This is a genomic window from Pseudomonas oryzihabitans, assembly GCF_001518815.1.
In the GTDB taxonomy this organism is placed as follows: Bacteria; Pseudomonadota; Gammaproteobacteria; order Pseudomonadales; family Pseudomonadaceae; genus Chryseomonas; species Chryseomonas oryzihabitans_E.
In genome coordinates, this window is record NZ_CP013987.1 from 102,001 (window position 1) to 123,087 (window position 21,087).

General features: G+C 66.6%; 22 protein-coding genes. 11 read left to right on the forward strand and 11 right to left on the reverse strand.

Features of this window, described 5'->3' with window-relative positions:
- The first annotated feature begins 244 nt into the window (after nucleotides 1–244).
- From APT59_RS00475 to APT59_RS00485, 3 genes are read left to right on the forward strand one after another with little or no spacing between them, the layout of a single operon-like run.
- Nucleotides 245–1,081: a transketolase gene (locus APT59_RS00475; RefSeq protein ID WP_059313062.1), complete on the forward strand. Its 837-nt coding sequence runs from the start codon at nucleotides 245–247 to the stop codon at nucleotides 1,079–1,081.
- Complete coding sequence (locus APT59_RS00480; RefSeq protein WP_059313063.1) at nucleotides 1,071–2,027, forward strand: transketolase family protein; 957 nt, start codon at nucleotides 1,071–1,073, stop codon at nucleotides 2,025–2,027. The genes APT59_RS00475 and APT59_RS00480 overlap by 11 nt, the downstream gene beginning before the upstream one ends.
- 40 nt (nucleotides 2,028–2,067) lie before the next feature.
- The gene (locus APT59_RS00485; RefSeq protein WP_059313064.1) at nucleotides 2,068–3,540 is read left to right on the forward strand and encodes an FGGY family carbohydrate kinase; all 1,473 of its coding nucleotides are present in this window, start codon (nucleotides 2,068–2,070) and stop codon (nucleotides 3,538–3,540) included.
- A 515-nt stretch (nucleotides 3,541–4,055) separates the two neighbouring features.
- Here the strand turns inward: APT59_RS00485 and APT59_RS00490 are convergent.
- Both APT59_RS00490 and algB read right to left on the reverse strand, forming a co-directional pair.
- Nucleotides 4,056–5,846: an ATP-binding protein gene (locus APT59_RS00490; RefSeq protein WP_059313065.1), complete on the reverse strand. Its 1,791-nt coding sequence runs from the start codon at nucleotides 5,844–5,846 to the stop codon at nucleotides 4,056–4,058.
- A complete protein-coding gene (algB, locus tag APT59_RS00495; protein ID WP_059313066.1) occupies nucleotides 5,843–7,192 on the reverse strand; it encodes a sigma-54-dependent response regulator transcription factor AlgB in 1,350 nt (449 codons plus the stop codon). The genes APT59_RS00490 and algB overlap by 4 nt, the downstream gene beginning before the upstream one ends.
- 442 nt (nucleotides 7,193–7,634) lie before the next feature.
- On the opposite strand from algB, the gene APT59_RS00500 reads away from it, so the two are divergent.
- From APT59_RS00500 to APT59_RS21985, 3 genes are read left to right on the forward strand one after another with little or no spacing between them, the layout of a single operon-like run.
- On the forward strand, nucleotides 7,635–7,889 hold the full coding sequence (locus tag APT59_RS00500) for a hypothetical protein (protein WP_007160204.1): 255 nt from the start codon (nucleotides 7,635–7,637) through the stop codon (nucleotides 7,887–7,889).
- A 10-nt stretch (nucleotides 7,890–7,899) separates the two neighbouring features.
- Complete coding sequence (locus tag APT59_RS00505; RefSeq protein ID WP_174523120.1) at nucleotides 7,900–8,124, forward strand: hypothetical protein; 225 nt, start codon at nucleotides 7,900–7,902, stop codon at nucleotides 8,122–8,124.
- A gap of 29 nt (nucleotides 8,125–8,153) precedes the next feature.
- Complete coding sequence (locus APT59_RS21985; protein ID WP_007160206.1) at nucleotides 8,154–8,315, forward strand: DUF1328 domain-containing protein; 162 nt, start codon at nucleotides 8,154–8,156, stop codon at nucleotides 8,313–8,315.
- A gap of 315 nt (nucleotides 8,316–8,630) precedes the next feature.
- Here the strand turns inward: APT59_RS21985 and APT59_RS00510 are convergent, their stop codons facing one another.
- From APT59_RS00510 to APT59_RS00525, 4 genes are read right to left on the reverse strand one after another with little or no spacing between them, the layout of a single operon-like run.
- Entirely contained in the window at nucleotides 8,631–9,530 is a 900-nt protein-coding gene (locus APT59_RS00510; protein WP_059313068.1) for an HlyD family secretion protein, read from the reverse strand.
- 10 nt (nucleotides 9,531–9,540) lie between these two features.
- Nucleotides 9,541–9,741: a DUF1656 domain-containing protein gene (locus APT59_RS00515; protein WP_007160208.1), complete on the reverse strand. Its 201-nt coding sequence runs from the start codon at nucleotides 9,739–9,741 to the stop codon at nucleotides 9,541–9,543.
- Entirely contained in the window at nucleotides 9,731–11,887 is a 2,157-nt protein-coding gene (locus tag APT59_RS00520) for an FUSC family protein (RefSeq protein ID WP_059313069.1), read from the reverse strand. The genes APT59_RS00515 and APT59_RS00520 overlap by 11 nt, the downstream gene beginning before the upstream one ends.
- Nucleotides 11,884–13,386, reverse strand: a complete 1,503-nt coding sequence (locus APT59_RS00525) for an efflux transporter outer membrane subunit (protein ID WP_237140555.1) — start codon at nucleotides 13,384–13,386, stop codon at nucleotides 11,884–11,886. The genes APT59_RS00520 and APT59_RS00525 overlap by 4 nt, the downstream gene beginning before the upstream one ends.
- Before the next feature lie 243 nt (nucleotides 13,387–13,629).
- Here APT59_RS00525 and APT59_RS00530 point away from each other — a divergent pair, with 243 nt between their 5' ends.
- Both APT59_RS00530 and APT59_RS00535 read left to right on the forward strand, forming a co-directional pair.
- The gene (locus APT59_RS00530; RefSeq protein ID WP_059313070.1) at nucleotides 13,630–14,583 is read left to right on the forward strand and encodes a LysR family transcriptional regulator; all 954 of its coding nucleotides are present in this window, start codon (nucleotides 13,630–13,632) and stop codon (nucleotides 14,581–14,583) included.
- A gap of 242 nt (nucleotides 14,584–14,825) precedes the next feature.
- Nucleotides 14,826–15,815: a DMT family transporter gene (locus APT59_RS00535; protein WP_059313071.1), complete on the forward strand. Its 990-nt coding sequence runs from the start codon at nucleotides 14,826–14,828 to the stop codon at nucleotides 15,813–15,815.
- On the opposite strand, the gene ubiA is transcribed toward APT59_RS00535, so the two are convergent.
- From ubiA to APT59_RS00550, 3 genes are read right to left on the reverse strand one after another with little or no spacing between them, the layout of a single operon-like run.
- Complete coding sequence (gene ubiA, locus APT59_RS00540; protein ID WP_059313072.1) at nucleotides 15,800–16,747, reverse strand: 4-hydroxybenzoate octaprenyltransferase; 948 nt, start codon at nucleotides 16,745–16,747, stop codon at nucleotides 15,800–15,802. The genes APT59_RS00535 and ubiA overlap by 16 nt on opposite strands.
- A gap of 30 nt (nucleotides 16,748–16,777) precedes the next feature.
- Complete coding sequence (locus APT59_RS00545) at nucleotides 16,778–17,380, reverse strand: chorismate--pyruvate lyase family protein (RefSeq protein ID WP_082696249.1); 603 nt, start codon at nucleotides 17,378–17,380, stop codon at nucleotides 16,778–16,780.
- Entirely contained in the window at nucleotides 17,364–17,933 is a 570-nt protein-coding gene (locus APT59_RS00550; protein ID WP_059313073.1) for a DUF2780 domain-containing protein, read from the reverse strand. The genes APT59_RS00545 and APT59_RS00550 overlap by 17 nt, the downstream gene beginning before the upstream one ends.
- 127 nt (nucleotides 17,934–18,060) lie before the next feature.
- Here APT59_RS00550 and APT59_RS00555 point away from each other — a divergent pair, with 127 nt between their 5' ends.
- Complete coding sequence (locus tag APT59_RS00555) at nucleotides 18,061–19,290, forward strand: nucleoside recognition domain-containing protein (RefSeq protein ID WP_059313074.1); 1,230 nt, start codon at nucleotides 18,061–18,063, stop codon at nucleotides 19,288–19,290.
- Here APT59_RS00555 and APT59_RS00560 read toward each other — a convergent pair.
- Complete coding sequence (locus tag APT59_RS00560) at nucleotides 19,272–19,940, reverse strand: hypothetical protein (protein ID WP_059313075.1); 669 nt, start codon at nucleotides 19,938–19,940, stop codon at nucleotides 19,272–19,274. The genes APT59_RS00555 and APT59_RS00560 overlap by 19 nt on opposite strands.
- Before the next feature lie 147 nt (nucleotides 19,941–20,087).
- On the opposite strand from APT59_RS00560, the gene APT59_RS00565 reads away from it, so the two are divergent.
- Both APT59_RS00565 and APT59_RS22510 read left to right on the forward strand, forming a co-directional pair.
- Nucleotides 20,088–20,318 carry a DUF1161 domain-containing protein gene (locus APT59_RS00565; protein ID WP_059313076.1) on the forward strand — a complete coding sequence of 77 codons (231 nt, stop codon included), beginning with the start codon at nucleotides 20,088–20,090 and terminating at the stop codon, nucleotides 20,316–20,318.
- A gap of 103 nt (nucleotides 20,319–20,421) precedes the next feature.
- On the forward strand, nucleotides 20,422–20,598 hold the full coding sequence (locus APT59_RS22510) for a hypothetical protein (RefSeq protein WP_167348545.1): 177 nt from the start codon (nucleotides 20,422–20,424) through the stop codon (nucleotides 20,596–20,598).
- Between the two features lie 46 nt (nucleotides 20,599–20,644).
- Here the strand turns inward: APT59_RS22510 and APT59_RS00570 are convergent, their stop codons facing one another.
- Complete coding sequence (locus tag APT59_RS00570) at nucleotides 20,645–21,076, reverse strand: hypothetical protein (RefSeq protein WP_059313077.1); 432 nt, start codon at nucleotides 21,074–21,076, stop codon at nucleotides 20,645–20,647.
- Nucleotides 21,077–21,087 lie beyond the last annotated feature (11 nt).

Below are 21,087 nucleotides of genomic sequence, written 5' to 3' on the forward strand. Positions count from 1 at the left end.
GAAGTCAAGCGGCTTTTCATTGCCACTTTCTTAACGCGATGGCCTCGGCAATCCCGCATACAGCCGCGCATCCTATCCGCTCCGCCCGGCGATAACGTCGCTCCGTCGCTATTGACGGCCCCCTGGATTGGGGTCTAAATGATAAATATATTTTCAGTGACGAATAAATATTCATAAGACGCCCACTGAAACCTTGGCAGGCGTCTGCTCTATCGCAGCTTCGGATACCCGAGGGGGTCGCCTGATGAATCCGTTCCAGTACGACGTCGCGCAGATTCGCGAAAAGGCCCGGCTGATCCGCCGGCGCGTCATCCAGCTCAACGCCGCCTCGCCGGCCGGCGGCCATACCGGGGCCGACCTGTCGGAGACCGACATCCTCGCCACTCTCTATTTCCGGTTGCTCGACGTCGCCCCGGAACGCCTCGCCGATCCTCAGCGTGACATCTACATCCAGAGCAAGGGCCACGGCGTCGGCGGCCTCTACTGCTGCCTGGCCGAAGCCGGCTACTTTCCGCCGGAATGGCTCGACACCTATCAGCATTTCGACTCCCACCTGCCGGGTCATCCGGTGCGGCAGAAGACCCCCGGTATCGAACTCAACACCGGCGCCCTGGGCCATGGCCTGCCGGTGGCTACCGGTATCGCCCTGGCTGCCCAGCGCGACGGCAGTCCGCGCCGTGTCTATGTGCTGACCGGCGATGGCGAGCTGGGCGAGGGCTCCAACTGGGAGTCGGCACTGACCGCCGCCAAGTACCGGCTGGACAACCTGACGGTGATCGTCGACCACAACCGTCTGCAACTGGCCGGCCCTACCGCGGAGATCCTGCCGCTGGAACCGCTGCCCGAGAAGTGGCGCGCCTTCGGCTTCCATGTGGTCGAGTGCGACGGCAATGACGTCGCCCAGCTGGTGGAGACCCTGGAGACCCTGCGCGAACACCGCGGCCAGCCCCAGGTGCTGATCGCCAATACCGTCAAAGGCAAGGGGGTTTCCTTCATCGAGGGCAAACCCGAATGGCACCACCGGGTGCCCAAGGGCGACGAAATCGCCGCTGCACTGGAGGAGCTCGACCATGGCCACTGATACCCAGACCCCGGGCGAAGCCCATCTCGCCAGCGTCATGGTCGAGGCTTTCATCGCCGCGGTGGACGCTGGCGTCGACCTGGTGCCGGTGGTGAGCGATTCCACCTCCACGGCCAAGATCGGCCCCTTCGTCAAACGCTTCCCCGAGCGCCTGGTCAACGTCGGCATCGCCGAGCAGACCCTGGTCGGGGTGGCGGCTGGCCTGGGCCTGGCCGGCAAGGTGGCGGTGACCTGCAACGCCGCGCCCTTCCTGATCTCCCGCGCCAACGAGCAGGTCAAGGTGGACGTCTGCTACAACAGGTCCAACGTCAAGATGTTCGGCCTCAACGCCGGGGCCAGCTACGGTCCCCTGGCCAGCACCCATCACAGCCTCGACGACATCGCCGTGATGCGCGGCTTCGGCAACGTGGAAATCTATGCCCCGGCCGACGGCGCCGAGTGCCGGCAGATCGTCGAGCACGCCCTGGCCCACGACGGTCCGGTCTATATCCGCCTGGATGGCAAGGCGCTGCCCGACCTGCACGGTCCCGACTATCGCTTCGTCCCCGGTCAGGTGGATGTCTTGCTACCCGGGCATGACGTCAGTCTGGTGGCCCTAGGCTCGGTGGTCCACGAGGCGGTGGAGGCCGCCCGGTTGCTGGCCGAGCAGGGCATCAGCGCTCAGGTGATCAACCTGTCGTCGATCCGTCCGCTGCGGCGCGAGGCGCTGCTCGAAGCCCTCTGCGCCACTCGCACGGGCGTCGTCACGGTGGAAGAGCACAATGCCAACGGCGGGGTGGGCAGCCTGGTGGCCGAGGTCATGGCCGAGGCCGCCCTGGGCGTGCCGCTGATCCGCCTGGGCATCGCCGATGGCGAGTATGCTGCCGCCGGGGCTCGCGGGCCGACCCGCGCCAAACATGGCATCGATGCCGCCGGCATCGTTGCGGCGGTGCAGCGCCTGAGCTGAACCTCAGGCGTGCGGAACTAGAAGAACAACAGGAGCTGCCATGGCCGCCGAGCCGCTGATCCTCGCCCTCGACGAGGGCACCACCAATGCCAAGGCGATCCTGGTGGATCGTGCCGGTCGGGTCGTGGCCCGCGGTTCCCGGCCGCTCACGGTCCAGCATCCGCAGGCGGGTTATGCCGAGCAGGATCCCCTGGCCATCTGGCAGGCCCTGCAGGGTGCCATCGGTGACTGCCTGGCCCAGGTGGACGCACCCCTGGCGGCCATCGCCATCAGCAACCAGCGCGAATCCGCCCTGGCCTGGGAGCGCCGTAGCGGCCAGTTGCTCGGTCCGCTGGTGAGCTGGCAGTGCAAGAGATCCCAGCCGCAGTGCGAGGCCCTGCATGCTGCCGGTCACGGCGAGGCGATCCTGCAGCGCAGCGGTCTGGCGCTGGACCCGATGTTTTCCGCCGGCAAGTGGCGCTGGCTACTCGATCAGATCCCTGACGGCACGGCCCGCGCCGCCGCGGGCGAAATCTGCCTGGGCACCGTGGACAGCTGGCTGCTCTGGCAACTCAGCGGTGGCACGAGCTTTCTCATCGACGCGGCTAACGCGGCCCGTACCCAGTTGCTCGACCTGCGGGGCGGCGACTGGGACCCGCAGCTGCTGAGCCTCTTCGACATTCCCCGGGCGGCGCTGCCGGAGATCCGACCCAGTGCCGGCTACTTTGGCGAGACGCGCGCCCAGGGCCCCCTGCCAGCCGGTCTGCCGATCCTGGCGATGATCGGCGATTCCCATGCGGCCCTGTTCGGCCAGGGCGGTTTCGTCCCAGGCAAGGTCAAGGCCACCCTGGGTACGGGTTCTTCGCTGATGACACCCATCGCCGAGCCGGTGGTGTCTGCCCATGGCCTGGCCACCACCCTGGCCTGGCGCCTGGGGGATACTCCGACCTTTGCCTTGGAAGGCAACATCGTCCACACCGGCGCCGCGGTCGGCTGGACGGCTCGCCTGGTGGGCAGTGCAGGGGACCTGGATGTGCTGGCCGCCGAAGCCGCGGCGCTGCCGGACAACGGTGGCGTCTACTTCGTCCCGGCCCTGGGTGGCCTTGGCGCCCCGCACTGGCGGGCCGAAGCGCGTGGACTGTTCTGCGGTCTGGGTGAGAACTGCGGGCGGGCGCACCTGATGCGCGCGGCTCTGGAAGCCATCGCCTACCAGATCCGCGATGTCTTCGACGCCATGCAGCAGGACAGTCCGACGCCCCTGGAAGAACTCTGGGTGGATGGCGGCGCCACGCGCAACGAATGGCTGCTGCAGTTCCAGGCCGATCTTCTGCAACGTCCGGTGATCTGTAGCCTGTCGCCGGAGGTCTCGGCGCTGGGCGCCGCTCATCTGGCCGGTCATGCCCTCGGCTGGTGGCAGGACGCCGCGGCACTAGGGGATCTGGAGCGCCCGCGGCGGCGCTACGAACCTCGCGCCAATGCCGTGCCCGAGCTGTACGCCGGCTGGCGCCAGGCCCTGGCGCGAACGCTGCTGTAAACAAGACCGTAGGTTGGGTTGAGACGGCTCCATCGGCGAAGCCCAACAATGCGGATTCGACCTGGGCACCGTTGGGCTTCGCTGCGCTCAACCCAACCTACGAGCGGGTACGTCGTGCCGAGGGGCGCCCTCACCCCAACCCTTTGCCAAAAGGAGAGGGGCTAGACCGTAGGTTGAGGCGGCTCCATCGCCGAAGCCCAACAACGCGGATTCGACCTGGGCACCGTTGGGCTTCGCTGGGCTCAACCCAACCTACGCGCGGGTACGTCGTGCCGAGGGGCGCCCTCACCCCAACCCTCTCCCAAGGGGAGAGGGGGCTAGACCGTAGGTTGGGTTGAGGCGGCTCTATCGTCGAAGCCCAACAACGCGGATTCGATCGGGGCACCGTTGGGCTTCGCTGCGCTCAGCCCAACCTACCGGCCACCGTAGCGTGGAAAACGGCGCAGCCTTTTCCACTGGGGCATCGTGACGAGGTGCTGCCTTCACCCCAACCTACGGCCATCCATGGGTGCGGCTCAGGTCGGCAGGGTCATGAAGATCTGGGTGCCCTGACCGGGGCGGGAGACCACGCCGATGCGGCCACCGTGCTGGCGGATGATTTCCTTGCACAAGGCCAGGCCCAGGCCGGCGCCGCCCTTCTGGCTGCCGATCTGCACGAAGGGCTCGAACACCCGGCCCTGCTGGGCATAGGCGATACCTTCACCATTGTCCTGCACCGCCATCAGCAGCTGGTCGTTCTGGCGCAAGGCCTGGATGACGATGCGCCCGCCCGCCGGGGTATGGCGCAAGGCATTGCTCAGCAGATTGTCGAACACCCGGCCCAGTTGCTTGGGATCCAGGCTGACCCGTGGTAGCGGCGTATGCAGCAACTCGACGGCCAGCTCGACATCGCGCTCGCGGGCCTCGTCGGCATGGCGGCCGCGGGCCTCTTCGAGCAATTCGGCGATTTCGCTCGGCAGCTTTTCCGGGCGCTGCAGGCCGCTCTGGTGACGGGAATAGTCCAGCAGGTCGTTGATCAGCTGCACCAGCCGATGGGTCTCCTCGTCCACCGTCTGCAGCAGATAGGCCTCGCGTGACTCCGGGGCCACTTTGAGGCGCTCGCGCAGGAGACCGAAGGCCATGTGCATGCCGGTGACCGGGGTGCGCAATTCGTGGGAGGCGCGCAGGACGAACTCGTTGCGTACCCGATCGAAGGCGCGCTGTTCGGTGACATCGCGCAGCACCATGAGCGCACCCACGCTGCGGCCATCGGCGTGGTTCACCGGCGTCAGACTCCAGGCCAGCAGCCGGACCTCGTCGTCGACACGGATCTCCAGATCTTCCGGGGCGGCATTCAGCGCGCCACCGGCTAGTACCCGCTGCACGCTGGCCTCGATCTCCGGCCGTTCCAGGGCGGCGATCAGGGATTCGCCCAGGTGGTTCTCGTTCCAGCCCAGCTGGCGGCAGGCCACCGGATTGGCGTGCTCGATGTTGCCCTGGGGATCGAGGATCACCAGGCCGTAGTCGATGCTGTCGAGCACCGCCTGCAGGCGCCGCTGCCCGGCCACCAGGGCCTCGACATTGGTCTGGCTGAGGCGGTGCAGGGCCTGGGCCATGTTGCCGAAGCGACGGCTGAGCAGGGTGAATTCGGCGATCTGGGAGGTGGGGAGCTGGACGTCGAAATTGCCCTGGCTGATGCGCTCCGCGGCCTTGGCCAGGCCGTCGATGGGACCGGTGAAGCGCTTGGCGATGCCGTTGGCGGTCACCACCCCGGTGACCAGGATGGCCACGCCGATCAGCGCCAGCAGCATGGCGATGATCACCGCCCGATCATGGGCCTCGTCCTGCATGCGCTCCAGGGTCACCACATAGCTTTTCTGCAGGTCGTAGATCCGATTGCGCAAGGCGTCGAGGGTCTGCTGGAACCCCGGATCGGCGCGCAACTGGTTGTAACCGCCCGGCGGCGACCGCAGGTAATCGGCAAAGCGCTCATAGCGACGCTTGACGTCTTCCAGCACGGCCAGCTGCTCGGGCTTGTGCATCTCGCCCTGGACCAGTTGCAGGTTCTGCTCGAAGCGTTGCTGGGCGGCGACCAGGGATTGCGGATCCGGAGCGCCATCGAGCATCTGGAACAGGCTGTTGCTCAGCTCCTGGCGCATGTTCAGCGTCAGGTTGATGAAGTCCAGGTTGCTGCGGGTCTGGACGCTCTGCTCGCGAGCCAGGTGCAGGACGCTGACCAGTCCCACCAGCAGCCCGATGAGGGCCACGGCGATCAGCGCGGAGATGCTGAGGAAGAGGCGGGTGTGCAGCTTGATCGGCAGTTTCATAGCCCGTACTGCTTACGTTTTCGATAGAGCGTGGAGGCATCGATGCCCAGGGTTCTGGCGGCCTGGTCGAGGGTCTCGCTGGTAGCCATCACCGCGGCGATGTGGGCCCGTTCCAAGGCTTCCAGGCTCAGCGCCTCGCCCACCCGCGGGGCGCTGGCGGCGCCACTGGTGGCCGGGCTGTCACCCATGCCCAGGTGGCTGACGTCCACCAGATCCTGGCCGCAAATGATGCTGGCGCGTTCGATGACGTTGCGCAGCTCACGGACGTTGCCCGGCCAGCCATAGTTGCGCAGGGCTTCCAGGGCCGCCTCGCTGAAGCCGTGGGCAGGACGGTTGTAATCCTTGACGAAGCGGGCGAGGAAGCGCTCGGCGAGATCGACGATGTCTTCCTTGCGTTCGCGTAGTGGCGGCAGGGTGAGCACGATGACATTGAGACGATAGAGCAGGTCTTCGCGGAATTCGTTTTCCGCCACCATCTGTTCCAGGTTGCGGTTGGTGGCGGCGAGGATGCGCACGTCGGCACGGCGCGTCACCGGATCGCCGACGCGTTCGTATTCCTTGTCCTGGATGAAGCGCAGCAGCTTGGGCTGCAGGGCCAGGGGGAAGTCACCGATCTCGTCGAGAAAGAGGGTGCCGCCATCGGCCTGGCTGACCCGGCCGAGGGTGCTCTCGCTGGCCCCGGTGAAGGCACCGCGGGTGTGGCCGAACATTTCGCTTTCCATCAGATCGGCGGACAGCGACGGGCAGTTGATGGTGACGAAGGTCTTCTTGGCGCGCCGACTCCAGGCGTGGATGGCCCGGGACAGTTCGCCCTTGCCAGAGCCGGATTCACCGAGGATCAGCACGTTGGCATCGGTGGTGGCGACCTGCCGGGCGGTCTCCAGGATGCTCATCATCGCCGGACTGCGCGAGTCCAGGCCGGCGCTGGACTTGCGCACCTCGCCTTCGAGGGCTTCCAGGCGCGCCGAGAGCTGACGGAATTCGAGCTGCTTGGCCGCGGCCATGCGCAGCTGATCGGGGCTGCAGGGTTTCACCAGGTAGTCGGCGGCGCCGGCCTGCATGGCATCCACGGCGGTATCGATGGCCGAGTGGGCGGTGACGATCACCACCCGCATCCAGGGCGCCTGGATGCGCATCTGCTGCAGGACGTCCAGACCGTTGTCCGCGCCCAGGCGCAGATCGAGAAAGCAGAGATCATAGACCTGCCGCAAGAGCAGGGCCTCGGCCTGGGCCGCGCTGTTGGCCGTGGCGACGCTATAGCCGGCGTCTTCCAGGCAGAAACGAAAGGTACGCAGGATGGCGGCTTCGTCGTCCACGAGCAGGATGCGACCGCTGGTTTGTTCCATGACGGGAGAACTCCGGGCCAAAGGGCCGAAACGCACTAAAGGACAGGGCTGGCAGTTAGTCCATGATACATCGTGCAAGTTGCAATCCGCAGGGCTACTGGATGATCCATTTGCGGTCTTGTAGCCATCGTGCAGATCGCAACCCGAAGGGGCGAGAACAACAAAAAGGCTGTTTTTATGACAGCCCAACGTGCTTTTGCGATGACCGTTGCCGTTGCGCCTGGCAGGGAACAGGCCAGGCGCCCTCCCGTTACCCTCTGGCCATCATGCAAAACGCAATGCGTCAGGCGTTGCACCTTGCAAGGTGCATGTGCGAAGAGCATGGGTTGAAAACATAAGTTATTGTTTTTAAAGGCAAAAACGATTTTTAAAAAGCTGGCACGTAGTCTGCAATCTTCTTGGCAAGCCGGCCTTAGGGCCAACGGACTGCAGGAGAGACCCGATGATCAGCCAGACCCTTCGCAAGCACTTGGTAGGTACTGCGCTCTTCGCTTGCTTCGCTAGCGCCGCCGTCGCTGCCCCCCAGGGCCAGGACGTCAGCCGCGAACAGGCACTCATCGCCTCCACCCGCATTGCTGCCCAGGCCATGGTGCCCGCAGCCAAGCCGCTGGCCAGTCAAGGTCGTGGGGAACTCAAGGCCATCCCGGCACAGTCCAATGGTGACCGCCTGGTGAAGCAGACCCGCTGGGTATTCTGAGGTCATGGCCATGATGTGGATGCTGCTGATGATTCTGTTGTTCGCTGCAGCGGCGGTCGTGAGCATCGGTATGTTGCTCAGTGCTTTGATGATGGGTCGTGCGCTCAATCAGACGCACAACCTCAACGGTTTGGATCTCGATCTGACCGATGTGGAACCACGGATGGCGAGTCTGGATACCCAGGATTTCGCTAATAAAACCAATGCTCGCTGGACAGGTGCTGTCGTCCGCTGAGTGCACTTGCAATACATAGGAGAAACACCATGCTGAGCTGGGCTATCACTTTCCTGATCATCGCGATCATCGCAGGCGTCCTGGGTTTCGGTGGCATCGCCGGTACCGCCACCAGTATCGCCAAGATCCTGTTCGTGCTGTTCCTGGTGCTGTTCGTGGTGTCGTTCTTCATGGGCCGTCGTCGTCCCTGACGCCAGACTCATGAGCGAGACAAGCTGCCGGTCGTGACGACCGGTGGCTGAGGCTCTGTCATCGGATTGCAGCTTTAAGCCGATTCAATGGACATCCTCGAAGTCGTCTCCCAACCGGAGACGCATGGGCCACATGGTCGGGACGCTCTGCAGTAGGGGAGGGTTCCAAGAGTACAGGGAGTACTTTCGCACTCGTAGCGGACTGGGCTGGTTACGACCATACCCCTGAATTCGACCGGTTTCGTCTGTTATCGAAACCTGCCGACGTCAGGGGTATTGTCGTTCTAGGGCCAGTCATCCGAGTTGCGATGGCGCTCAACCCTGCCAGAAGGCATCCCACCAGGACCGTTCGCCCCGAACGTCTTCCAGGACCACCGTGCAGGTGGTTCCAGCCGCGAGCAGCAGGCCCTCCGGTAACGGGTCCAGAGCGATGCGTACCGGTACCCGTTGGGCCAACCGTACCCAGTTGAAGGTGGGATTCACGTCGGCCGTGAGTTCGCGGCTCTGGGGATTGTCACGGTCGTAGATGCCACGGGCGATGCTTTCCACATGGCCATGCAGCGTCTGGCCGCTCATCAGCCGCATCTCGGCGGCCGCGCCCACCCGTACATGGGGCAGCTTGGTCTCTTCGAAATAGCCATAGACCCAGAACGAGTGGGCGTCGATGACGGCCAGCTTGGGCGCGCCAGCAGCGGCGTAGTCACCCTTGAACACCGACAGGTTGGTCACATAGCCGTCGACCGGCGCCAGGACGCGGGTGCGCTTGAGGTTGAGGCGTGCCGATTCCAGCTGGGCCTGGGCCTGGCGCAGATCCGCTTCGGCGGCCAGGGCAGCGGCACTGGCGTCTTCGCGGTTCTCGCGGGAGACCACCAGGCTGTCGATGTCGGCACGGCGCCGGGCATTCTGCTGGCGCATGGCGAGAGTCGCCTTGCGGGCAGCGACCGAGGCCTCGGCCTGATGCACGGCGATTTCGTAGTGCTCTGGATCGATCTGCAGCAGCAGGTCGCCCTTGTTGACCCACTGGTTATCGCGCACGGCGATCTCGGTCACCAGACCCGCCACGTCGGGCGCGATGGTGATGACCTCGGCGCGCACCCGGCCGTCACGGGTCCAGGGATCGTTCATGTAGTGCACCCAGAGCAGCCGCCCGAGGATCAGCGCTAGGCAGACCACCAGCAGGGTAAAGAGCACGCCGAAGAGTTTCTTGAGAATCATGGCAGGAGTCCTAGCGATAGACGCACAGCGCCAGGGCGCAGTAGAGGCAGATGAACAGGGCCAGGCGCAGCAGCGCCGGATGCCAGACGACGTGATAGAGGCCGACCGCGGCCAGCACTCGGTCCAGCGCCCAGGCGAGCAGGGCGGCGACCAGGAACAGCACCGTCACGGTGGGCAGATAGAGGCCATGGAAGGCGATTTCACGGGGCATGGAGGATCTCGTGATAGCGGGCCAGCGGACCCTGGGGATCGAGCAGGGCGCTGCGGATGAAGTGCAGATCGCTCTGCACCTGGCGCAGGGGCGACTCGTCATAGGGCAATTCCGGCGGTTCGACCACGGCCGCGACGGCGGCCAGGGCAGCGTCCACGGCAGCCAGGGCCCGACGCAGGTTTTCCGCTCCGGGCTTGAGGAAGAGGCGCACCAGGGCGCGACCGAGGACGCGGATGGCCTGGCGCCAGGCGCTGTGCTCGGCATAGCGGGGTGCCCCAGGCAGGCGTAGCTGCAGCTGGCGCAGCTCGATCACCGCGTGACCGATTTCCAGTACGCAAAAGGCCCAGCCGATCAGGCGCCGCTGAGCCTCGCCCTGGCCGGCGCTGACGCCATAGGCCTGGTTGAGCAGGTCGCGGGTCTGGCCTTCGAAGGCCGGCGCCAGGTGCGGCAGCGGGGCGCTCACTGCGCGCACCAGCTGCCGACGCAGGTCACGCTCCAGGCGCCGCCATAGCCAGGGGCTGTTGGGCGGCAGCAGCACCGCCGAGACCGCTGCGGTGATCACCATCGACAGCACCACGGCGATGCCGTTGTTGATGAAGGCGTAGGCATCGTAGACCGGCGGATTGTCGGGCAGCGAGGTAAAGCAGAAGAACACCAGGCAGCCCAGGCCATAGCCCATCCAGCCCGGCCGCAGGGAGATCCAAGTGCCGAGCATGAACACTGGCGCCAGGGTCAGCAGCAGCAGCGGTAGACCGGCGATCCAGGGAAAGACGAAGAAGGTCAGGAAGAAGCCCAGCAGGACGCCACCGCTGGCGCCAATGGCCATCTGCAGCGCCGTGCGCTTGGGATCGGGCGAGGCCGAGGCCAGCGCCGAGACGGCGGCGGCGTTGAGCGCCAGCATGCCGCCACTGGGATAGGCGCTGGCGATCCAGAAGGCGCCCAGCACCAACACCAGGAAGGCGCTACGGATGCCAGTGACCGCTGCGCCCAGGGCGTTGGCCTTGGCCACGAAGCGCGGCTTCCACTGCTCGCGACTGTGCCGCGGCGCCGCCAGGGAAGCATGGGTCTGCAGGTAGTCATGCCATTCGCCGGTGAAGCGGAAGAGCAGCTCTACGGCCGTCTCGAAGTCCCGCCGGTCCAGCTCGCTCAGGGGCGGCAGCTCGGCGCGCAGGGCGCGAATGCGCGGTCGCAGGGCCTGGTGCAGGGCGTCCAGCCGGGCGGCGGCGGCGGGCGCGGCGCTGTCGCTGAGGGACTGGCCCCGCCACTCCTCGAAGAGGTCGATCAGCGGTGCCCAGAGGCGTTCCAGCGCCACCAACGGCGCCGCGGCTTCACGCTCGCGCAGCCGCATCAGCAAGCGGCTCAGCGCATGCAGGCGGGTGGTGAGGCCCATGAATTCGGCATTCAGCCGCGCCAGGCGTCCGCTGCGCATGCGCATGTGCGGATCTTCGAAGGCCGAGGCGCTGCGCAGGCTTTCCAGCCCTACCGCCTCGGCGGCCAGACGCACGCCGGCGGCTTCCAGGGTGGCGCGGTCGAGGCGGCCACGCAGCACGTCGGCCGCCAGGCCGGCAAAGCCGCCCATGCGTCTATAGAGGGCCGCGCGCATGGCCGTGGCGCTGGTCTGCGGAAAGACCGCGGCGCTCACCGCGCCGCTGCAGAGCACGCCCAGGGTGATGGCCAGTACCCGCATCACCGCCGACATGAAGGCGGTATCGGCGTTCAGGGCGGCGGGAATGCCGATCAGCGCGGCGGTATAGCCGGCCAGCATGCAGGCATAGCTGCGGAAGTCGCGGTAGCGCGCCGATCCGGCCACGCACAGCCCGATCCACAAGGCCAGAAAGATCAGGAAGGGCACCCGCTCCTGGGCGAACAGGGCGATCAAGACCAGCATCACCGCCAGCCCCAGCAGGGTGCCCATCACCCGGTAGAAGCTCTTGGCCAGAACCTGACCGCTCTGCGGCTGCATGACGATGAAGACGGTGATCACCGCCGAACTCGGATGCGGCAGTTGCAGGCGCATGGCCAGCCACAGGGTCAGGCTGGCGGCGAGCAGCACCTTGGCCTGGTACAGCCAGAGGCTGCCATCGCTGCGCGCCCAGGCGCCCAGGGCCTGGCGCAATGGCGAGTGGGTGGCCGCGTGGGTACTCACCGCGCGGCCCGCTCGACGGCCACGCGGGCCGGCACCAGATCCTGGTCGTCCGGCCCGCGTTCGAGGTCCGCGCCGCCGCCGAGGGCGACCAGGGCGCCGGCCTGGGCGGCCAGGCGCAGGGCGTGTACCTGGGCGGTGACGCGCTGCTGGGCGAACAGCCGGGTCTGGGCGTCGAGCACGTGCAGGTAGTCGGTCAGGCCGCGGCGGAAGGCCTCGCGGGCGATGTCATAGGTGCGCTGGGCCTCCTGGCTGGCCTGGTCGGCGAGGGTGGCCTGCTTGGCGGCCGAGTCGGCCTTGATCAGGGCATCGGAGATGTCCTTGAGCGCATCCACCAGGGTCTGGTTGTAGGCGCTGACCGCCAGGTCGTAGGCCGCCGATTCCGCGCCGAGGCGACTGCGCAGGGCGCCACCGTCGTAGATCGGCAGAGAGAACGCCGGGCCTATGAAGGAGCCGGTCTTGGCGTGAGTCAGCATCTCGCTGAGGCGGCCCAGAGTCAGGAACTGGCCGACGTTGGCCACCAGGTCGATGTTGGGATAGAAGCTGGCCCGGGCCACGTCGACGCCCTTGGCCGCGGCCGCGATCTGCCAGCGACGCGCCACCACATCGGGCCGCTTGCCGACCAGTTCCAGCGGCAGGCGGCTGGGCAGCCGCGGGGCCGCGCCCAGGGTCAGCCGCGGTCGTTGCAGGCGGGCGCCAGCACCCGGGCCCTTGCCGGCCAGGGCGGCCAGTTGGTTGCGATCCAGTGCCAGGGTCTCGTCCAGGGCTTCCAGCTGGCGCTCGGTCTCGGGCAGCAGGGCGCGCGCCTGGCTGACCTCGAACTGGGTGCCGAGACCGCCGTCCAGTTGCCGCTGGGCCAGGTCGGCCAGCTGCCGCTGCTGCTCCAGGGTGGCGGCGAGGATGTCGCGCTGGTCATGGTGCAGAGCGAAGCCGATATAGCTGCGGACGATGTTGCCGGTCAGCTCCAGCTCGGCGGCGCGCACCTCGGCGGCGGCCTGGTGGGCCTGGTCCAGGGCCTGGGCGCTGGCGTCGCGCTCGCGACCCCAGAAGTCCAGCGCATAGCTCAGGCCCAGCTCGGTATTGTTGTTCCAGGTGGTGCGATCGGACAGCTCGCCCGGGCCATAGAAGCCGTCGGTGGGCCAGCTGTAGCGCTTGAAGGCACCCTTGGCCTCCACCTGCAGTGCTTCGCGGGATTCGGCCAGGCCCGCCAGGGATTCGGCGCGGCGCACCCGGGCGGCGGCCGTGGCCAGGCGCGGGTTGTCCGCCAGGGCGCCGGTGATCCAGGCATTCAGCTGGGGATCGCCATAGGCGCGCCACCACTGGCGCTCGGGCCAGGCGGCCTGCCCGGCGGCGGCGCGGATGGCGGCGTCGGTGGCCAGTGCCTGGTCGTCGAGACGCTGCGCCTGGGGGGCATTGTGACCGGTACCGATACAGCCGGCCAGCAGGGTCGCGAGGGCGACCACCGTGAGCGCAGGCCAGACTCTGCAAGAGGAAGGCGACACGTGGGGATCCATTTGCAACAGGGCCATACCCGCGCGGGGCGTCGAGAAGCGCAGCGAGGGTGGCGAGATGAGCTGGAACTGAAGAGGACGCCAGCGAACGGGACGGTCGATGGACGTTACCATTAGGCTGCTAACGATTCTATAAAATTCCAGGGGAGCCGATTAGCGCGCCAACTGGCGAATCTTTGTTTCACATACTGAAATAATATGGAGAATGGCGCTTTTCCAGACTGTCGAGGCGGCATGGACACCCTGCACAACATGCGCGTTTTCGTCGCCGTGGTGGAAAGCGGCAGCTTCACCGGTGCGGCCCAGACGTTGCAGACCACCACCGCCCATGTCTCCCGGGCGGTGGCCCATCTCGAAACCCATCTGCGCACCCGGCTGCTGCACCGCACCACCCGGCGCATCGCCCTGACCGAGGCCGGTCAGCGCTACCTGGCGCGCTGTGAGCAGATCCTCGCCTATGTCGAGGAAGCCGAAGCCGAGGCCGGGCATGCCCAGGCACGCCCGGAAGGGCGGTTGCGGGTGCACAGCATGACCGGCATCGGTCAGCACTACGTGATCCGCGCCATCGCCGGCTATCGCGCCCTGCACCCCGAGGTACGCTTCGACCTGACCATGGCCAACCGTATCCCCGATCTGCTGGAGGAGGGCTTCGACCTGGCCATCGTGGTAGCCGTGGAGCTGCCCGACTCCGGTTTCGTCTCCCAGCAGATCGGCCAGACCTACAGCATCCTCTGCGCCTCGCCTGCCTATCTGCAGGAGCACGGCCAGCCGCAGACCCCGGCGGAGCTGGCCGATCACGCCTGCCTGAGATTCATCAGTCCCGTGGTCTCCTTCGACCGCTGGCACTTCGAGGGTCCCAACGGTCCGGAAACCTTTCGCATCGGCGAGACGCCCTTCCAGGTCAATGTCGGCGACGCCATGACCGAGGCTCTGCGCCAGGGCCTGGGCATCGGCGTGCTGCCGCTCTACTCGGCGGTGGACGGCCTGCGCGACGGCAGCCTGGTACGGGTGCTGCCGGCCTATCGCCTGCAGCGGCTCAACGCCTATGCCCTCTATGCTTCGCGGCAGTACCTGGACGCCAAGATCAGAACCTGGGTCGCCTATCTGCGCGAGGAGATCCCCGGGGCGCTGGAAGCGGACGAAGCCTTCGTACGCGCCGCCAGTAAAGTCGTCGGCCCAGCGCATTGAGATCGGCAGGGTGCTTGGACTAAGCTCGGGAAGACCGCGCCCCATGCGCGGTCATAGTTAGTAGGCTATTGAAATATCGCCCGGTATCGCGGTCCTGAGGGCGACAGGACGGCTTCCTCCCGGCACGCTTGCGTGTCGCCGAGGTCCATGTCCCGAGTCGGTGGCGACGCCGACGGACCGCCGTGCAGGACGGCCGGATCATGCAGGCGGTCAGGGACCGCCGTCAGCGCCACGGGAGTCCAATGAGCGCCACAGCAGGACCCACTTTGAGATTCGCCGACCAGCCGCTCAAGGGCATCGCCCTGATCTGCCTTGCCGTCTGGCTGTTCGCCTCCCACGACGCCCTCTCCAAATACCTCTCCGGCTTCTATCCGGTGGTCATGGTGGTCTGGGCCCGCTATCTGTCCCACACCCTGCTGATGATGGGGATCTTCATCCCGCGCTCGGGCCTGGCGGTGATTCGCACCAAACGCCCGGGATTGCAGGTGCTCAGAGCCCTGTGCCTGATCGGCTGCAGCCTGTTCTTCACCACCGGGCTGCGCTACCTGCCGATGGCCGAAGCCACGGCGGTCAACTTTCTCGCCCCGCTGATGGTGACGGCGCTGTCGGTACCGCTGCTCAAGGAGAGTGTCACCCGCAGCCAGTGGGCGGCGGTGCTGGCGGGCTTCGTCGGGGTGCTGATCATCGTGCGGCCGGGCGGCCAGCTGTTCACCCCGGCGGTGCTGCTGCCGGTCTGCTCGGCGGTGTGCTTCGGCCTCTACCAGCTGCTGACGCGGCTGCTCAGCGGCATCGACAGCCCCACCACCAGCAACTTCCTCACCGGCATCATCAACACTCTGGTGCTGAGCAGCGTGGTGCCCTTCTTCTGGGAGATCCCCACCCTGACCCACGGCTTCATGCTGGCCTTGCTCGGCCTCTTCGGCATGTCGGGCCATCTGCTGCTGACCCAGGCCTTCCGCTATGCGCCGCCAGCGCTGCTGGCACCCTTCAGCTATGGCCAGATCGTCACCGCCGGCATTATCGGCTACCTCGTCTTCGGCCATGTGCCGGACAGCGGCGCGCTGATCGGCATCCTGATCATCTGCGCCAGCGGCCTGGCGGTGGCCTGGCAGCAGAGCCGCAAGGCGTCCAAAGCCAAGAAGGCTCGGGCGGTGCCGGCAGCGCAACCCGAGGCGCTGCCAGAGGTGGTGGCCGATGCCGCCGCGGGCACCCCGGCTCAGCGCAGCCCGTAGTCGGCGATGATCCCGACGAGGATCGCCAGCCCGGCCCAGTGGTTGTGCAGGAAGGCCTTGAAGCACACCAGGGGGTCGCGGTCGCGGGTGACGTGGAATTCCCAGGCGAAGCAGCCGGCCGCCACCACCAGGCCCAGGTAGAAGGGCAGGCCCAGGCCGAAGCGGCCACCGGCCAACGCCAGGCAGAGCAGGGTCAGGCCCTGCAGGGTGGCGATGATCACCCGGTCGGCGTCGCCGAACAGGATGGCGGTGGACTTCACCCCGATCTTGAGATCGTCCTCGCGGTCGGCCATGGCGTAGTAGGTGTCGTAGCCCACCGTCCAGATCACGTTGGCGACGAACAGCAGCCAGGCCGCGGCCGGCAGCTCGCCGGTCTCGGCGGTGAAGGCCATGAGCATGCCCCAGGAAAAGGCCGCACCCAGCACCGCCTGCGGGTAGTAGGTGTATCTCTTCATGAAGGGATAGAGCGCGGCCACGCCGAGGGCGCCGAAAGATAGCCAGACGGTGGTGGCGTTGGTGCAGAGCACCAGGCCGAAGCTGATCAGCACCAGCACGGCAAAGAACAGCAGGGCCTCCTTGGGCGAGATGCGTCCGGTGGCCAGGGGGCGATTCTTGGTGCGGGCGACGTGGCCGTCGAAGTTGCGGTCGGCGAAGTCGTTGATCACGCAGCCGGCCGATCTCATCAGCACCACGCCGAGCACGAAGATCACCAGGTTCTTCAGGCTCGGCACGCCCTCGGCGGCGATCCACAGCGCCCAGAGGGTGGGCCAGAGCAACAGATAGATGCCGATGGGTCGGTCCAGCCGGGTGAGCTGGACGAAGTCGCGGATGCGCTCGCTACGAGGGCGCGTGGCGATGACCCGGGCACTGGGCTCGGGGCCGCGGGGCGCGGCAGGACGGCGATCGAGGGGGCGGGAAGCGTTCTTTTTCATCGGGCGGCTGCTTGGCAAAGGGCCCGGCGATTATAAGGGCCCTGTCGTGTCGCCGCTGCCGTCCTGACGGATCAGCGCCTGTTCGTGTTCGGCATGGGGCCAGAAGGCCGGCAGGAAGACTTCGCCCACCAGGATGGCCAGCAACCCGCGGCTGAACACCGAACGACGCGCCCAGCAGGCCGTGGACGCCGCGCCGTCGGGCAGCCAGGCCAGCGGATAACGGCAGGCTTCCAGGGGGCCGCGGACAAAGGCCGGTGCCTGGAACAGCCAGTGGCCGAGCGGTCGATCACCGAGCGCCGCCAGGTCGAAATCGGCGGCTTCCAGGGCCTTGCGCGCCGCCACGCTGCGGGCAAAGACCCAGGCTTCGCCATCGCCGCGCAGCCAGACCTCACGCACCCAGCCAGGGCTGCTGGGCGGGACGTCCAGCGCCTGGCACTCGTCCGGACGCAATGGTTGCCAGCCCTGGGTGATCACCTCGACGGCGAAGCGTCCGCCCGCGAGGGCGGTGAGTCGCTCGGTGAGGGAGCCGCGGTCGGCGTAAAGCCAGCCGAGAGGCGCCTCCCGGTAATCCGGCGCCTGGCTGGCCGCCGTCTGGGTCAGCCAGCGCGGTGAGCCGTCACAGTCCCCAGACATTGCCCAGGGTGCTCAGCAGGGAGGGCTGGGTGCCTTGCTTGCCGAGATAACCCAGGATCACCTGGGCGAACTGGCTGGTCATGCCGCTGTTCATGCCCAGGGCATTGAAGGTCTTGTCGACGTCCTGGCGGCTGTCGACATTGCCCAGCAGGCTGCCCAGCGGACTCTCCTTGGCATCCTTTCCACCACCGCCGAGCAGACTGCCCAGGCCACCGAGTTGCGCCAGGCCACCGGTGGCATTGGCGCCGGCCAGCTGGTCCAGCCCTGGCACGGCCTTGGCCAACTGGCGGTAGTCGGTGCCGACCAGCTGGTTCTTGGCCAGGCCCAGCAGGGCACCGGTGCCGCCCACCGCCTGTTGCGGGGTGACGTTGAGCTGGCTGGTCAGCGCCTGCAGCAGGCCCTGCGCCTGGGGCGTGGCGGCCGCCGCGGCGGTGGCCTTGGCGTTGCTGTTGCCGTTGGCGCCGTTGTAGGCGTTGACGGCGTCGTTGAGGTTGAAGGCGAACACCGGGCTGGCGGCGAGCACCAGCGGCAGGGCGAGAACGGACAGACGCATGGGCAGACTCCAGCGATTTGCGTGAAAGGTCAGAGGATAACCCGCTGGCGATGACCACAGACTGAACGGCGTCCCTGCGCGGACCCGACGCTGCGGTTATCATCGCCGTTTTGCCGGGAGAACACCGATGCTCAACGGGTTGTGGCTGGGCTTCTTCATCGTCGCCGGGATCAGTGCCTTCGGCCAGTGGCTGGTGGCCGGCAACGCCGGGGTCTTCGCCGCCATGGTGGAGAGCCTGTTCGCCATGGCCAAGCTGTCGGTGGAGGTCATGGTGCTGCTGTTCGGCACCCTGACCCTCTGGCTCGGCATTCTGCGCATCGCCGAAAAGGCCGGGCTGGTGGATGCCCTGTCACGGCTGCTCGGTCCGCTGTTCGCCCGGCTGATGCCCGAGGTGCCGCGCGGCCATCCGGCACTGGGACTGATCACCCTCAACTTCGCCGCCAACGGCCTGGGCCTGGACAACGCCGCCACCCCCATCGGCCTCAAGGCCATGCGGGCCCTGCAGGAGCTCAACCCCAGCAGCACCACGGCGAGCAATGCACAGATCCTCTTCCTGGTACTCAACGCCTCTTCGCTGACGTTGTTGCCGGTAACGGTGTTCATGTACCGCGCCCAGCAGGGCGCCACCGATCCGACCCTGGTGTTCCTGCCGATCCTGCTGGCCCACACCTGCGCCAATCTGGTCGGGCTGTTCTCGGTGGCCTTCATGCAGCGGCTGAAACTCTGGGACCCGGTGGTGCTGGCCTGGATCGGCGGGGGCGCCCTGGCCTTTGGGGCCTTCGTCGCCTTTCTCTTCACCCTGACCGCCACGGCGCTGTCCGGGCTGTCGTCGCTGCTCGGCAACCTGACCCTGTTCGGCATCATCCTGGCATTCATGATCCTTGGCGCCCTGCGCAAGGTGCCGGTCTACGAAGCCTTCGTCGAAGGTGCCAAGGAGGGTTTCGACGTCGCCAAGTCGCTGTTGCCCTACCTGGTGGCCATGCTCTGCGCGGTGGGCGTGCTGCGTGCCTCCGGCGCCCTGGAATTCATCCTCGAAGGCGTTCGCCATGCGGTGACCTTCTTTGGCTGGGATACCCGATTCGTCGAGGCCCTGCCCACCGCCCTGGTCAAGCCCTTCTCCGGCAGCGCCGCCCGCGCCCTGCTGATCGAGACCATGCAGACCCACGGTGTGGACAGCTTTCCGGCCCTGGTGGCGGCCACCATCCAGGGCAGTACCGAGACCACCTTCTATGTGCTGGCGGTGTACTTTGGCGCGGTGGGCATCCAGCGCGCGCGCCATGCGGTGGGCTGCGCCTTGCTGGCGGAATTCACCGGGGTCACGGCGTCGATCCTGATCTGCTACTGGTTCTTCGGCTGAACCTTGGGTTCCAGGTCGAGCATCCAGTCGTTCTGCACCATGCGTCTTTGACGACGGGAGGTGAGCTGCTGGGTCTGCCAGTCCTCGGCGATCAGGGCGCAGTAGTTGCCGTCGTGCTGCCCGAGGCGAAAGCGCCGGCGCACCCCGATCGGATCGTGATCCGAGCCATAGAAGGCCACCGCACGAATCTCCAGGCCCTCGAACACCCAGCCCTCGGGTGGTCGGTGGCTGTCCATGGTCAGGCCGTTGTGCTCGGCGGCGCGGCGGATCAGGCCCTGGAAGGTGCCGATGTGGGTAAAGTCACCGGTATTGAGCGGCCCCTGGTGGGTCGCCTCGCCCAGCACCAGTTCGGGATCGAAGTCATCCTGACCACTCTCGCGGATGTCGGTGACATCGGTGTAGAGCGTCTCGCGATTGGTCTTGAGGATCACCGTGAGCTGGTTGATGAACACCGGCTCGGCGCTCATGTTCGACAGCAGGCACAGGGCGCCCACGCCCTTGCCGGCGCCCCGGTTGATGATCAGCCGCGGCTGGCGCTGGCGCTTGTAGTTGTTGAGCAGCAATTGGGCATAGAGCACCCAGACGCCCAGGGTGCAGCACTGGGCGAAGAGCGTGAGGACTTGGGAGTTGTCTTTCAACCACTGGAACATAGGGGCACTTCGCTGGAAAGAATGACTATCGGAAAGACCGTTCGGGTTCCAGGTTCCACCGCTTCGCTGACCAATGGGTCGCGCTGAGAACATCGCCACAGCTCGGGCGTCCAAGCCTGAGAGGTCATCATGCCAAGGAAAATCGCCATGCTGCGTCTATCGCTACTCTGCTGTACCGCCCTGTTGAGCACGGCTGCGCTGGCCGAACCCCTCTCCTGCGACCAGCTCAAGGCCGAGATCGAGGTCAAGATCCAGTCCGCCGGGGTGACCGCCTATACCCTCGAAGCGGTACCCAATGCCGAGGTGACCGATCCCAATATGGTGGTGGGCAGCTGCGCCAACGGCACCCACAAGATCCTCTACCAGCGCAACGACTGAACCTCGGGCAGGGCGACAGACCGTTCATCCGCTGGATGCTTGTACAGTTCTCTCTGGCTTAGTACTGTTTGCGCATACAGTATTTAGCCAAGAGGGTAATGCCATGTCGCCGTTCGCTCGGATTCGCCAAGCTCTATCCCTTGTCCAGCCTGCACCGCGCTGGATGGAACGCGAGGATTTCCTGCGCCTGAGTCGCCAGCTGCGCGAGCAGAAAGGGCGCCCTGCACCGGTCCGTGCCCCGAGCCGGGATCAGGACGACTGGCTCAGCGTGCCTGCCTAGGGACTTGCAGCCTGGTCGAGCACGCGTCTTTGCTGGTAGCGGTCGGTTAGAAGGGCGAGCAGATGCCTCGCTCCGAGGTCACCAGCTCACGCTGAGCTTCGTAGAGCGTGATCTCGCCCCGGCCGAAGGTGTGCTCGGCCTCCAGTCGATAGCGCCGGCCAGCCTGGAAGTCGCCGTAGTCCAGTTCCAGATAGCACTGGATCTGCAAGGGCTCGTTCCAGCCAAAGCGCGGACCGAAGCCGCCCCCGCCATAGAGTTCGTAGCGATAGCTCACCTTGAGGCTGTGGCTGCCGGGGGTGAGCTGGAAGTAGCGGCCGTCGTCGAGACGTCGACCGTCCTGGGATTCGGCCAGCAGCGAGGCGCCTACCGCGGGTTCGCGCAGCACCAGATCGACCCACGCCTGGTTGGGGTCGACGGGAGGCAGCGGTGTGGTGCAGCCACCGAGCAGCAGCAGAAGAGCCAGCAGGCGCAGACGCATGGACGGCGACT